This is a genomic window from Salmonella sp. SA15303, assembly GCF_029962125.1.
GTDB classification, from domain to species: Bacteria; Pseudomonadota; Gammaproteobacteria; order Enterobacterales; family Enterobacteriaceae; genus Salmonella; species Salmonella enterica.
In genome coordinates this window covers 309,352-322,752 of sequence record NZ_CP123924.1, presented here as the reverse complement: position 1 = coordinate 322,752, position 13,401 = coordinate 309,352, and the positions used below count along the sequence as shown (strand labels likewise).

General features: G+C 55.0%; 16 protein-coding genes. 3 read left to right on the top strand and 13 right to left on the bottom strand.

Features of this window, described 5'->3' with window-relative positions:
* Positions 1-20: 20 nt before the first annotated feature.
* Positions 21-437, top strand: a complete 417-nt coding sequence (locus tag QEN31_RS01490) for a DUF2756 family protein (protein WP_000826041.1) — start codon at positions 21-23, stop codon at positions 435-437.
* Between the two features lie 12 nt (positions 438-449).
* Here QEN31_RS01490 and ugpQ read toward each other — a convergent pair whose 3' ends face one another.
* The 12 genes from ugpQ to livK all read right to left on the bottom strand — a co-directional run bounded on the left by ugpQ (position 450) and on the right by livK (position 11,193).
* A complete protein-coding gene (ugpQ, locus tag QEN31_RS01485; protein WP_000073548.1) occupies positions 450-1,190 on the bottom strand; it encodes a glycerophosphodiester phosphodiesterase in 741 nt (246 codons plus the stop codon).
* Positions 1,187-2,257: a sn-glycerol-3-phosphate import ATP-binding protein UgpC gene (locus QEN31_RS01480; RefSeq protein WP_000907838.1), complete on the bottom strand. Its 1,071-nt coding sequence runs from the start codon at positions 2,255-2,257 to the stop codon at positions 1,187-1,189. The genes ugpQ and QEN31_RS01480 overlap by 4 nt, the downstream gene beginning before the upstream one ends.
* Before the next feature lies 1 nt (position 2,258).
* Positions 2,259-3,104: a sn-glycerol-3-phosphate ABC transporter permease UgpE gene (gene ugpE, locus QEN31_RS01475; RefSeq protein ID WP_000572196.1), complete on the bottom strand. Its 846-nt coding sequence runs from the start codon at positions 3,102-3,104 to the stop codon at positions 2,259-2,261.
* Positions 3,101-3,988, bottom strand: coding sequence for a sn-glycerol-3-phosphate ABC transporter permease UgpA (ugpA, locus tag QEN31_RS01470; RefSeq protein WP_000099303.1), 888 nt, complete (start codon positions 3,986-3,988; stop codon positions 3,101-3,103). The genes ugpE and ugpA overlap by 4 nt, the downstream gene beginning before the upstream one ends.
* 63 nt (positions 3,989-4,051) lie before the next feature.
* On the bottom strand, positions 4,052-5,368 hold the full coding sequence (ugpB, locus tag QEN31_RS01465) for a sn-glycerol-3-phosphate ABC transporter substrate-binding protein UgpB (RefSeq protein WP_099949595.1): 1,317 nt from the start codon (positions 5,366-5,368) through the stop codon (positions 4,052-4,054).
* Positions 5,369-5,626: 258 nt separating this feature from the next.
* Entirely contained in the window at positions 5,627-5,995 is a 369-nt protein-coding gene (locus tag QEN31_RS01460) for a type II toxin-antitoxin system death-on-curing family toxin (protein WP_001521773.1), read from the bottom strand.
* Complete coding sequence (locus tag QEN31_RS01455) at positions 5,992-6,213, bottom strand: type II toxin-antitoxin system Phd/YefM family antitoxin (protein ID WP_001520924.1); 222 nt, start codon at positions 6,211-6,213, stop codon at positions 5,992-5,994. Before QEN31_RS01455 ends, QEN31_RS01460 begins: the two co-directional genes overlap by 4 nt.
* A gap of 131 nt (positions 6,214-6,344) precedes the next feature.
* Positions 6,345-7,058: a high-affinity branched-chain amino acid ABC transporter ATP-binding protein LivF gene (gene livF, locus QEN31_RS01450; protein ID WP_000416114.1), complete on the bottom strand. Its 714-nt coding sequence runs from the start codon at positions 7,056-7,058 to the stop codon at positions 6,345-6,347.
* Position 7,059: 1 nt separating this feature from the next.
* Positions 7,060-7,827, bottom strand: a complete 768-nt coding sequence (livG, locus tag QEN31_RS01445; RefSeq protein ID WP_000082083.1) for a high-affinity branched-chain amino acid ABC transporter ATP-binding protein LivG — start codon at positions 7,825-7,827, stop codon at positions 7,060-7,062.
* On the bottom strand, positions 7,824-9,101 hold the full coding sequence (gene livM / locus QEN31_RS01440) for a branched chain amino acid ABC transporter permease LivM (protein WP_000803766.1): 1,278 nt from the start codon (positions 9,099-9,101) through the stop codon (positions 7,824-7,826). Before livM ends, livG begins: the two co-directional genes overlap by 4 nt.
* Positions 9,098-10,024: a high-affinity branched-chain amino acid ABC transporter permease LivH gene (livH, locus tag QEN31_RS01435; RefSeq protein WP_000003007.1), complete on the bottom strand. Its 927-nt coding sequence runs from the start codon at positions 10,022-10,024 to the stop codon at positions 9,098-9,100. The genes livM and livH overlap by 4 nt, the downstream gene beginning before the upstream one ends.
* A 59-nt stretch (positions 10,025-10,083) precedes the next feature.
* Entirely contained in the window at positions 10,084-11,193 is a 1,110-nt protein-coding gene (gene livK, locus QEN31_RS01430) for a high-affinity branched-chain amino acid ABC transporter substrate-binding protein LivK (protein WP_000822976.1), read from the bottom strand.
* A gap of 421 nt (positions 11,194-11,614) precedes the next feature.
* Between livK and panM the strand changes: the two genes are divergently transcribed.
* Together panM and QEN31_RS01420 are read left to right on the top strand one after the other, a co-directional pair.
* On the top strand, positions 11,615-11,998 hold the full coding sequence (gene panM, locus QEN31_RS01425; protein ID WP_000778873.1) for an aspartate 1-decarboxylase autocleavage activator PanM: 384 nt from the start codon (positions 11,615-11,617) through the stop codon (positions 11,996-11,998).
* Entirely contained in the window at positions 11,976-12,110 is a 135-nt protein-coding gene (locus QEN31_RS01420) for a hypothetical protein (RefSeq protein WP_001517957.1), read from the top strand. The genes panM and QEN31_RS01420 overlap by 23 nt, the downstream gene beginning before the upstream one ends.
* Before the next feature lie 82 nt (positions 12,111-12,192).
* Here QEN31_RS01420 and livJ read toward each other — a convergent pair whose 3' ends face one another.
* Positions 12,193-13,296, bottom strand: coding sequence for a branched chain amino acid ABC transporter substrate-binding protein LivJ (gene livJ, locus QEN31_RS01415; protein ID WP_001521443.1), 1,104 nt, complete (start codon positions 13,294-13,296; stop codon positions 12,193-12,195).
* Between the last annotated feature and the right edge of the window lie 105 nt (positions 13,297-13,401).

Sequence of the window (13,401 nt, the reverse complement as noted above, 5' to 3'; positions counted from 1 at the left end):
CTCATCGGGAGGAGACGACAATGAAACGCTTACTACTTATTACGGCTTTGTTACCCTTTGCTGTATTGGCCCAGCCAATTAACACTATGAATAATCCTAATCAGCCAGGTTATCAGATCCCCAGCCAGCAGCGTATGCAGACGCAGATGCAAACGCAGCAGATTCAGCAGCAGGGTATGTTGAAACAACAGATGCAAACGCAGGCGCGCAGCCAGCAGCAAAATCTACAGTCGCAGTTGAATGCCAATACGCAGCGGGTTCAGCAGGGACAGCCGGGCAACGGTATGCTCGGTCAGCAAACGCTGCCCAATACGCAGGGCGGAATGCTCAGCGGCAGTGGAAATCCGGACCGGATGCTAAACCATTCCCAGCCAATGTTGCAGCAGGACAGCGGGACGCCGCAGCCTGACATCCCGCTGAAAACCATCAGCCCTTAAAACTGACGGCCCTTAAAACTGAAAGTGAGGGCCGATGTCATCAATGCGATCGGTGCAGATACAATCCACGCCCCAGCGCAGCAGCTCTGCCGCCCGCTGGGGCTGATTGACGGTATACACCAGAATCCGCAGACCCGCGGCTTTAATCTCTTGCACTCGCGTCTCATCGAGTAATTTATGGTTGAGATGGAGGGAAACACAGCCCAGACGGGTCGTCAGTTCACGCCAGTCTTCACGCCATTTATCCAGCAGTAACCCGCGCGGCAGTTCAGGTGCTGCCGCCTGCGCCGCTTCCAGCGCCTCTATCTCAAAGGAAGAAAGCAGCGGCGGCGTCATCCCGGCCCACAGTTCGCGGGCGGCCAACGCCACGACGCGTCCTGTTAGCCTTCCGCTCCCCGTTGTCGGTTTGATCTCAATATTCGCCATCATGCCGTGTTTACGGCAGCGCTCCGCCACCTGCGAGAGCAGCGGCAGCGGCTCGCCTTTAAATTCGCCGCTAAACCAACCGCCAGCGTCCACACGCAATAAATCCTGCCAGTTCAACTCGCCCGCCACGCCCCAACCATTGCTGGTGCGCTCCAGGTTATCGTCATGCAGCAGGAAAATTTCGCCGTCTTTCGACAGCTTGGCATCAAACTCAATCATGGTGTGCCCGTATCGCGCGCCCACGTCAATCGCCGCCAGAGTGTTTTCCGGCGCCAGTTTACCGCCGCCGCGATGGGCGACAATGTGGGGATAAGGCCAGTTACTCATACACGTTGTCCTGTTTCGCCATCAAAAAGATGTCGCTGATGTTCCGGCAGATGCAGCCATAGCGTACTGCCCGCCGCCGGGCGCTGCTGATGCGCCAACCGCACCACCAGTTTCTGATCGCCCCAGCGCCCATGCGCCAGATTATCCGCGCCCAGAATCTCCAGCGTATCTACCGTTAGCGGCACGCCGCCTTCCGCCTGCGAGCTTAACGCAATATGCTCCGGTCGGATACCCAGCGTCATGTTACGTCCGGCATGACCCCGATAGTCCGCACCTATCGGTAACGCCAGACCGCCAGGCAATTCGAAACGGTCGCCGGAAGCGCTGATAACGCCATCCAACAGGTTCATCGCCGGGCTGCCGATAAAGCTCGCCACGAAGCGACTGGCCGGTTTTTCATATACCTCTACCGGCGTGCCAATCTGTTCTGCGACGCCTTTATTCATCACCATCACCCGCTGGGCCAGCGTCATCGCCTCTACCTGATCGTGAGTAACATAGAGCGAGGTGGTACGAAGACGACGATGCAGATGTTGTAACTCCAGACGCATCTGCACGCGCAGCTTGGCGTCGAGGTTAGAGAGCGGTTCGTCGAATAAAAAGACTGCCGGCTCGCGGACGATCGCGCGCCCCATTGCCACGCGCTGCCGTTGACCGCCGGAAAGCTCGCGTGGACGGCGTTTAAGCAGGCCGTCCAGCTCCAGAATGCGCGCCGCCTCCCGCACACGTTCTTCAATATGCGCTTTGCTCATACCACGAATTTTTAGTCCCCACGCCATGTTCTCCTCTACGCTCATATGGGGATAGAGAGCATAGTTCTGAAATACCATCGCGATGCCGCGATCTTTGGGCTCCATCTCGGTGACCCGTTTGCGATCAATCCAGATATCGCCGCTGGTCACGCGTTCCAGACCAGCCACCATCCGCAACAACGTTGATTTGCCGCAGCCGGACGGCCCGACCATCACGATAAATTCGCCATCCGCCACGTCCAGCGTCAGCGGTTGAATGACCTGGGTTTTGCCGTCCCAGCTTTTGGTTACTGCCTGTAGTTTTAAACCAGCCATTTTATTTCTCACTATCGACCAGGCCACGCACAAACGCGCGCTGCATGGCTAACACAATTACGACCGGAGGGATAAGGGTGAGCAGCATTGCCGCCATCACCTGGTTCCATTGCGTGGTACCTTCGCCGGTGGCGATCATCCCTTTGATACCCGCTACGGCAGTGCCAAGATTCACGTCGGTGATAATCAACAGCGGCCACAGATACTGGTTCCAGCCGTAGATAAAGGTGATGACGAATAACGCCGCCAGGTTGGTTTTTGACAGCGGCAACACGATGTCGCGGAAAAAGCGCATCGGCGACGCGCCGTCAATACGGGCCGCCTCCACCAGTTCATCCGGAAGCGTCATGAAGAACTGACGAAACAGGAAAGTGGCGGTAGCGGACGCCATCAGCGGTAGCGTCAGACCAGCATAGCTGTCGAGCATTTTCAGGTTGGCGATCACTTCTACCGTCGGGAAGATACGCACTTCAACCGGCAGCATCAGGGTGATAAAAATCATCCAGAAGAACAGGTTACGCAGGGGAAAACGAAACCAGACGATGGCGAATGCGGAAAGCATAGATACCGTGATTTTGCCTACCGTAATGCTGAACGCCATAATGAAACTGTTAAGCATCATCAGCCAGAATGGCGCGCTATTAACACCGACGCCGTTGACCCAAATAGTTTTGATATTCTCCAGTAACTGCGTGCCGGGAAGCAGCGTCATCGGCGTCTCAAACACCGCACGGTCGTCCAGCGTCGCCGCGACAAACGCGACATACAGCGGAAACAAAATGACCGCGATCCCCAGAATCAGCATGGTATGGCTGAATATTGTCAGCCCGCGACGATTCTCTATCATTGGTAACGCACCTTACTTTCCACATAGCGGAACTGCACCACCGTCAGAATGATGACGAGGAACATCAACACTACCGACTGCGCGGCGGACGCCGAGAGATCCAGGCCGGTAAACCCTTCGCGATAAATCTTATAAATCAGCGTCGTAGTGGCTTGTACCGGCCCGCCGGCGGTCGCGGCGTCGATCACCGGGAAGGTGTCGAAAAAGGCGTACACCAGGTTGACCACCAGCAGGAAGAAACTGACCGGCGCAATAAGCGGCAAAGAAAGCCGGAAGAAACGACGAATCGGCCCGGCGCCGTCAATGGCCGCCGCTTCCACCAGCGAGCGGGGAATGGATTGCAGCGCGGCAAAGAAGAATAAAAAGTTGTAACTAATCTGCTTCCAGACTGACGCAAATACCACCAGGAACATCGCCTGACCGCTGTTTTGCGCGTGGTTCCAGTCATAGCCGAATTCGCCAAGGAAATGGGTGATTAATCCCCGCCCCGGGTTAAACAGGAAAATCCACAATACGGCGGCGACGGCGGGCGCGACGGCATAAGGCAGCAGCATCAGCGTCTGATAAAAACGGCTGCCGCGCACCACGTAATCCACCAGGGCGGCGAAAAACAGCGAGACCAGCAGGCCGCTAAACGTGACCAGCGCGCTGAATTTAATCGTCGTCCAGAAGGCGTCGAGATAATAACTGTCGTGAAAAAGCGCGACGAAATTCTCCAGCCCGACAAATTGGCTGGAAAAACCAAACGGATCGACGCTTTGCAGCGAATACCACAGCGCTTCGCCCGCAGGCCAGATAAAGAAAATAACGGTGATAACCAACTGCGGGGCAACCAGTAAATACGGCAGCCAGCGCGAGCGGAACACCGGACGGGATGATGACATGAAGGTTCTTTTCCTGGAAGGTGCCGGATGGCGGTGCATGCACCTTATCCGGCACTTATACACTTAAGATTTGCTCGCTTTCTCAAAACGACGCAGCAACTGATTCCCGCGATCCACTGCGGTATCCAAAGCCTGTTGTGGGGTTTTCTTCCCGGTCCAGACGCTTTCCAGCTCTTCGTCCACGATGGTACGAATCTGCGGCATATTGCCCAGACGCAAGCCTTTGGTGAAGGGTAACGGCGGCTTATTCAACATCTGGCGAGTGGCGATATCCGCACCGGGGTTTTTATCGTAATAACCCTGCTCGCGGGTCAGCTCGTAGGCGGCGGTGGTAATCGGCAGGTAGCCGGTTTTTTGATGCCATTCAGCAGCGTTTTCCGGTTTTGCCAGGAAGTCGAGGAATTTGGCGACGCCGGTATAGGTTTCTTTATCTTTACCCTGCATGACCCATAGGCTGGCTCCGCCGATAATGGCGTTTTGCGGCGCGCCCTTGATATCAGCGTCGTACGGCATCATACCCACGCCATAGTTAAATTTGGCATACTGGCGGATATTGGCGAGCGAGCCGGAGGACGCGGCTGTCATCGCGCAGTCACCGTTATAAAACTTCTCGGTAGACTCGTCCTTACGCCCAACATAGCTAAAATCGCCTTTCTTATTCATCTCTTCCAGCAGCGCGATATGTTTCACCTGCTCTGGCTTATTAAACTCCAGCACCGCATCTGTACCGTCAAAGCCATTGTTTTTACTGGCGAAGGGGAGACCGTTCCAGGCGCTGAAGTTTTCCAGTTGGATCCAGCCTTGCCAGCCGCTGGCGTAACCGCATTTCATGCCTGCCGCTCTCAATTTCGCGGTATAGTCAGCCAGCTCCTGCCAGGTTTTCGGCGGCTGCTCCGGATCTAAACCGGCTTTCTTAAAGGCGTCTTTGTTGTAGTACAGTACCGGCGTGGAGCTGTTAAAGGGCTGGGAGAGCAGATGCCCGCTTTTAGCATCGGTGTAGTAGCCTGCAACGGTCGGTACAAACTGGGACTCGTCAAAGTTAATACCGGCGTCTTTAAACACTTCATAAACCGGCTTAATGGCTTTCGAGGCCATCATGGTCGCCGTCCCAACCTCATAAACCTGCAATATTGCCGGCGCGTTGCCGGTACGGAATGCCGCGATCCCGGCGCTCAGGTTCTGTTCATAGTTCCCCTTATAGACCGGAACGATTTTGTAATCCGGATTGGCCTGGTTGAAACGTTGCGCCAGTGAATCAACTTCTTTGCCTAACTCCCCTTCCATTGAATGCCAGAATGGAATAGTGGTGACGGCCAACGCCTGACCCGTAAATGCCAGACTCAGCGCCAGTCCTAAAGCTGTATGTCGTAACGATATCATCGGTTATCTCTCTTTTTGTGCCGGGATGCGCGATATCACGCGTTTTATGTTCGCGGGGGTAACATGACATGCTCGAATGACAGAAAAATAACTTTTTTATTACAAAAAAAAGATAGTAAGGCGACAGAGAGATGGCAAGGCAGCGAAAGCGCCGGAAAAGAAAAGTGGGAGCTACGGCACGGATAGGTACGACATTATTCTCGGGGGCGGCGCACATGCCGTAACCCAACCAGGCGGAGCGTCGCCGGGATTAACGTCTCAGGCACGTAAGCGAACGGCAATTTGCTCCAGCGTAAGCCGCCCTGCCGCCGCATCGACTGTCATATCGACAAAATCCGGATTCGCAGCGAGTGAGATCCCGTTACGCTTTAAAAACAGCAGCGTAATAAATAAGGCGGTACGTTTGTTACCATCATTGAAGATATGCCCACGGGATATAGCGAGCAAATGCATTGCCGCCAGCAGCCACACGTCGGTCACCCCTTCATATTCGATTTGCTTGAGTACCCGGTACATTAGCGCTTCCGCGCGGCCAGGATCAGGCATGCCTGTTACACCAGGCGTAACGCGGAGAAGCCTGTCGTGAAACTGAATTATCTCTTCCGCTGAGATAAGTTGTAGGGTCATTTATCCGCCAGCTCCCTGAGCTCATTGCCATGAACCGCCATAATGGCAGCAAACTCATCATCCATTCGCGCCGTCTGATAACGCTCAAACTCCTCGGCGCTGATGATCACTGCGGACTTATGCCCACGACGCGTGATGGTAACAGGCCCCCCCGTCACCGCACTTTCCAGGACTTCGGCCAGATTTTGCCGCGCTTCGCTATAGTTAACCGTACGCATAAACATCTCCCCAGTTGTACATGTTTATTGTACAACAAACATGTACAAAAAAAGAGCCATCAGGCTCTTTTGAAAAATTTTACCGCTTGCCGTTACCGGGGGCGGCGCACGCGCTTCCCCCCTGGCACAGTCTAACCGCCCAGATAGGCGCTGCGCACCGCTTCGTTCGCCAGCAGTGCATCACCGGTATCGGATAGCACCACGTGGCCGTTTTCCAGCACATAACCGCGGTCGGCGAGCTTCAGCGCCTGGTTGGCGTTCTGCTCGACAAGGAAGATGGTCATACCCTGCTCGCGCAACTGCTCAATGGTGTCGAAGATCTGCTGGATGATGATCGGCGCCAGCCCCAGCGACGGTTCATCCAGCAGCAATAGCCTCGGCTGGCTCATCAGCGCGCGGCCAATCGCCAGCATCTGCTGTTCGCCGCCGGACATGGTGCCCGCTCGCTGGATACGGCGCTCATGCAGGCGCGGAAACAGCTCGTACACCCATTTGATACGCTCCTGAAACCGATCGCGCTCGGCAAAAAAACCGCCCATCGCCAGGTTCTCTTCTACCGTCATCCGCGAGAAGACGCGCCGCCCTTCCGGCACTATCGCCACCGCTTCACGCATGATTTTCGCCGTCTGCCAGTCGGTTATGTCTTTACCGTCAAACACCACCCGTCCGCTGGAGGCGCGCGGATCGCCGCACAAGGTGCCAAGCAGCGTCGTTTTCCCCGCGCCGTTAGCGCCAATCAGGGTAACGATTTCCCCCTGGTTGATGTGCAGACTGACGTCGTGCAGCGCCTGAATCTTGCCGTAGTGGGCGCTGACTTTTTCAAACGTTAACATCGTTTTTTCCATCTTATGCCTCACCCAGATAAGCGCGGATGACGTCCGGGTTGTTGCGGATCTCTTCCGGCGTGCCGTTCGCCAGCGGCGTGCCCTGGTTCACCACGTAAATGCGATCGGAAATGCCCATCACCAGCTTCATATCGTGTTCAATCAGCAAGATAGTGGTGTTGTGATGGTTACGTAGTTCGGCAATCAGCTCATCCAGCTCTTTGGTCTCTTTCGGGTTAAGGCCAGCCGCCGGTTCGTCGAGCATCAGAATTTCTGGCTGCGTCACCATGCAGCGGGCAATCTCCAGCCGGCGCTGGTCGCCGTAGGCCAGATTACTGGCCTGGCGGTTGGCATGTTCCAGCAGGCCAATACGCTCAAGCCAGGTCGCCGCGCGGTCCAGCGCTTCGCTTTGCGCGCGGCGGAAAGCGGGCGTTTTCAACAGGCCGGAAAAGAGGCCCGTTTTCAGTTGCTGGTGCTGCGCCACCAGCAGATTTTCAATCACCGTCATTTCGCGAAACAGGCGCACATGCTGGAAAGTGCGTACCACGCCCATGCGGGCGATCTGCTGGCCCGGCAATCCTTCCAGATGCCGCTCGCGCAACGTGATCGTACCGCCTGTCGGCTTATAAAAACCGGTCAGGCAGTTAAACACCGTCGTTTTACCCGCGCCGTTAGGGCCAATCAGCGACACAATTTCCCGCTCACGCAATTCCAGCGATACATTGTTGACCGCCAGCAAACCGCCAAAGCGCATCATCAGGCCGTTAACCGCTAATAATGGCTGACTCATGCCTGCTCTCCTTTCGCCTGACCACTTTTCAGCTTCAACTGCGGACGCGTCATCGGCAGCAATCCCTGCGGGCGCCAGATCATCATCAACACCATCAAACCGCCGAGCATCAACATGCTGTATTCGTTGAAGTCGCGCATCAACTCGCGCGACACCACCAGCAGAACCGCCGCCAGGATCACCGCAAACTGCGAGCCCATTCCGCCCAGCACCACAATCGCCAGCACGAAGGCGGATTCGGCGAAAGTGAAGGATTCCGGGCTGACAAAGCCCTGGCGGGCGGCAAACAACGTCCCGGCGAAACCGGCAAACGCGGCGCTGATAGTAAAAGCGGTCAGCTTGATGCGCGTCGGGCTTAAACCTAATGAGCGACAGGCGATCTCATCTTCACGCAACGCTTCCCACGCCCGGCCCAGCGGCATACGCAGCAGGCGGTTAATGACAAACAGCGACAGGACCACCAGCAACAGGGCCACCAGATAGAGGAAAATGACCCGGTCGGATGGGTCGTACTTCACGCCAAAGAAATTGCTGAAGGTATCCCAGCCGCCTTCGCGGGTGCTGCGGCTAAACTCCAGACCAAACAGCGTCGGTTTCGGGATCTGGCTGATGCCGTTCGGGCCGCCGGTAATTTCAGTGTTGTTGAGCAGCAGGATACGGACGATTTCGCCGAAGCCGAGCGTCACAATCGCCAGATAGTCGCCGCGCAGACGCAGTACCGGGAAGCCGAGCAGGAAACCAGCAGCGGCGGAGACCAGTCCCGCCAGCGGCAGGCAGGTCCAGAAACCCAAACCATAATAGTGGTTGAGCAGCGCAAAGGTATAAGCGCCGATGGCGTAAAAGCCGCCGTAGCCCAATACCAGCAGACCGGACAGCCCCACCACCACGTTCAGCCCCAGACCGAGGATGATATAAATCATGGTCATGGTGGCGATATCGACGCTACCGCGCGACACCATAAACGGCCATGCCACGGCGATAACCAGCAGCGCCATCAGAAACAGCTTTTGCTTAACGGTAGAGCCATCGATCGCCGGCAGAATAAACTTCGGTCCGGAGACGTGCTTCACCGCTTTCTGGAACATCGGACGCAGCAACTGAAAGAAAAAAACCACTGCCGTACCGATAAAGATCCACTGCCAGCGGATGTCGGCGGCGGTATCCACCACCAGTTTGGTGCCGTCCAGCTCCAGTTGTACGCCCATGAAGACGCCAGCCAGAACGAAGAACATCGCCGCAGAGAACAGAGCCATCGCAATATGCATCGGTTTCATACTTTCTCTACCTCCGGACGCCCCAGGATACCGGTCGGCATCACCAGCAGTACCAGAATCAGCAGAGCGAACGATACGACATCTTTATATTCGGTACTTAAATATGCAGACGAGAGCGCTTCGGCGACGCCCAAAATCAGACCGCCGATCATCGCGCCCGGAATGCTGCCAATCCCGCCCAGCACCGCCGCGGTGAACGCTTTCATCCCGGCCATAAAACCGATGTAGGGGTTAATTACGCCATAGAACTGACCGAGCAGCACGCCCGCCACCGCCGCCATTGCCGCGCCGATAACAAACGTTAGCGCAATGACGCGGTCGGTATTAATGCCGAGCAGGCTGGCCATTTTCAGATCCTCCGCGCAGGCGCGGCAGGCGCGGCCCATCCGGGAGTAGCGAATGAAAATGGTGAGCGCCAGCATAGCCAGAAAGGTGACTATCCAGATAACCGCCTGCATGGTGGTGATGGACGCGGAAAAGTTTTCGCTGCTGCCCACAATCCACTGGCCGTTAAACAGGCTGGGTAACGCCACGTCGCGCGAACCTTCCGTCAGGCTGACGTAGTTTTGCAGGAAGATGGACATCCCGATGGCGGAAATCAGGGCAATCAGGCGCTTGGAGTTGCGCACGGGCCGGTAAGCGACTCGCTCGATACTCCAGCCGTAGGCGCTGGCAATAATAATCGCACCGATAAATCCAGCGGCCACCAGGAGCCAACTGGTGTCTATTCCCATCATCATTAGCGCGGCGATGATCATAAAAGAGACGTAGCTGCCGATCATATACACCTCGCCATGAGCGAAGTTGATCATGCCGATAATGCCGTACACCATCGTATAACCGATAGCAATCAGCGCGTAGGTGCTCCCCAGCGTGACGCCGTTAAACATCTGCTGCAAGAAATAGAGAAACTGCTCGGACATAAGGTAACCTTTTTAAACCCGCCCGGCGTGCGGGCGGTGGGATAACTTATCTTCTGGCATTACTTCGCGACGGTTGACGAGCCGTCGGCGTGCCACTGGAAGACGCCAAATTCAAATCCCTTAAGATCGCCTTTTTCATCCCATTTCAGCGGCCCAATAACGGTATCAGCCCCGTTAGCTTTAAGATCTTTCACCAGATCCAGCGGAGCATGGCTGGCGCTACGCGTCATTGCGGTCGCCAGTGACTGGACGGCGGCGTAGGTGATCCAGACGTACGGACCGCTGGGATCTTTCTTGTCGGCTTTCAGCGCTTCGACAATCGCTTTATTCGCCGGGTCCTGGTCATAACGTTTTGGCATCGTCACCAACATGCCTTCCGCCGCACCGCCCGCAATATTGGACAGCGACGCGTTACCTACGCCTTCCGGCCCCATAAATTGCGTTTTCAGGCCATTAGCCCGCGCCTGGCGTAGCATCTGCCCCATTTCCGGGTAGTAGCCGCCGTAATACACAAAGTCGATATTCTCTTTTTGCAAGCGGGCAATCAGGGCGGAGAAATCTTTTTCGCCAGCGGTAATACCATCAAAAAAGACAATATTGGCATTGCCCTGCTTCAGGCCATCCTGCACGGAGCGCGCCAGTCCTTCGCCGTATTGCTGTTTATCGTGAATGATAGCGATGCGCTGCGGTTTCACCGTTTCCAGGATGTATTTCGCGGCTGTTGGCCCCTGGGAGGAGTCCAGGCCGGCGGTACGCATAATGTACTGATAGCCGCGCTGGGTCAGCTCCGGGTTAGTCGCCCCCGGGGAGATCATCAGAATACCTTCATCTTCATAGATATCGGATGCTGGCTGAGTAGAAGAAGAACACAAGTGACCAATAACGTACTGAATACCGTCGTTAACGATTTTGTTGGCCACCGCCACCGCCTGTTTTGGATCGCAGGCATCATCGTACTCTACGCCGACCAGCTTATCGCCTTTAATCCCGCCTTTCGCGTTGATGTCTTTAATGGCCTGGCGCGCGCCGTTAAATTCCATATCGCCCCATTGCGCTACCGGGCCGGACATCGCCCCGACTATGGCGACTTTAATATCATCTGCCATTGCCCCCTGCGAGACTGCTAATGCAACAATCCCTGCGATTATTGTTTTCGCTTTCCGTTTCATGTGCCTGTATCCCCATTCGTGATGTTATATGTTTTGTTTTTTGCTGGTTAAAAAGCAGACTGTACTTTTTATAAATGGTGCGCTTTTTACTGACTCATTAATGAGTTAGCGCAGCATTTAAAGCATAATAAGATTAAAATCTCTATTTTTCAGTCTATTAAGAAAAGATAATATTCTGCTTTTCGCTATAGATAAACAAAAAAAAGCATGCTTGTCAGCATAAAATAACGGCATATTAAGCGGAATAATTCACTAGCATTCAGGGAATTATGCTGCCTGTTTTCCATTCTCTAATGCTTCAAACTGTAATTATCGTTGTTAAAAAATTAATAACCTGGTAAATGACACAAAAAAGAGAAAGCATCTGGCCTGCCTGTTTCGGTACACTGATCGCATCTTTTGAAATCGGGACAAGCCGTCGATGAAGCTGACCATTCTTCGTTTAGAACACTTTAGCGCTCAGGATCAGATCGATCTGGGCAAAATCTGGCCGGAATATTCCGCCTCCTCATTAAGCGTAGATGAAACGCACCGGATTTATGCCGCGCGGTTTAATGAGCGTTTGTTGGGCGCCGTAAGAGTGACGCTGAGCGGAACGCAGGGCGCGCTGGATTCCTTACGCGTGCGTGAAATCACCCGTCGCCGCGGCGTCGGGCAATACCTGGTAGAAGAAGTCATCCGCGATAATCCCAACGTCTCGTCGTGGTGGATGGCGGATGTCGGTGTTGAAGACCGCAGCGTGATGGCCGCGTTTATGCAGGCGTTAGGTTTTACCGCCCAGCATGACGGCTGGGAGAAGCGCTAAAAGAAAGCCGGATGGCGCTGACGCTTATCCGGCCTACATGCCGGGAGAAAAGATAAAAACCACCTCGCAATTTTCCAAGAATTTCGCGTTGCAGGCAGGCGGCAAGTTATGAAATCCCCGGGAGCTTACATAAGTAAGTGACCGGGGTTGAATAACGTAGCCAACGCACCTGCAGCGCGAAAGGCGCCAGAAAATCACTTAGCGTCTGTCGCCGTACCATTCGCATGCCAGTCAAACACGCCGAACTCAAATCCTTTCAGATCGCCTTTCTCATCCCACGACAGCGGTCCCATTACGGTGTCGACCGTGGCGCCTTTCAGGTATTTGGCGATTTCCGCCGGATCGTCGGAGTGGTTCAGGCCCGCCTGCAACGATTGCAGCGCGGCGTAGGTGGTCCACACGAATGCGCCGCTAGGATCTTGTTTCTTGGCTTTGATGGCATCCACAATCGGTTTGTTCGCCGGGACCTGGTCGTAGTTCTTCGGTTTGGTGACCAGTAAGCCTTCCGCTGACTCTCCGGCGATGTTAGACAGCGACACGTTCGCCACCCCTTCCGGCCCCATAAACTGGGTTTTCAGCCCTGCGGCGCGGGACTGGCGCAAAATCTGCCCCATTTCCGGGTGATAACCGCCGTAGTAGACAAAGTCGATATTCTCTTTCTTCAGGCGCGCAACCAGAGTGGAGAAATCTTTTTCGCCAGCGGTGATGCCGTCAAAGAATACGACGTTAACGCCGCCTTTCTTCAGACCGTCCTGCACCGCGCGCGCCAGCCCTTCGCCGTACTGCTGCTTATCGTGGATAATCGCGATGCGCTGCGGTTTTACCTTCTCCAGAATATACTTTGCCGCCGTTGGCCCCTGGTCAGAGTCCAGACCGGTGGTGCGCAAAACCAGCTTATAGCCGCGCGCGGTCAGCTCCGGCGCGGTCGCCGCCGGGGTTATCATCAGGATGCCTTCGTCTTCGTAGATATCAGACGCTGGCTGTGTGGAAGAGGAACATAAGTGACCGATAACATACTTGATGCCGTCGTTCACCACTTTGTTAGCGACAGCTACCGCCTGTTTCGGGTCGCAGGCGTCGTCATATTTCACCGCGACGAGCTTATCGCCTTTAATACCGCCTTTCGCATTGATATCGGCAATTGCCTGCTCCGCACCGGTAAATTCCTGGTCGCCATACTGCGCCACCGGACCGGACATCGCGCCGACAACCGCGACTTTAATGTCGTCGGCGAATGCCATATGGCTTAATGACAGGGCGATACATCCTGCCAATAACGTTTTACCCTTCATATTCATCCTGATAATCCCCATTATTCTGGTTGTTACGTGTGTTGTGGTGTCATTGTTCAGCACTTTATTTCGATTATTGGCTAGCTACCCGTGCTTTAGCAGCATACTCTG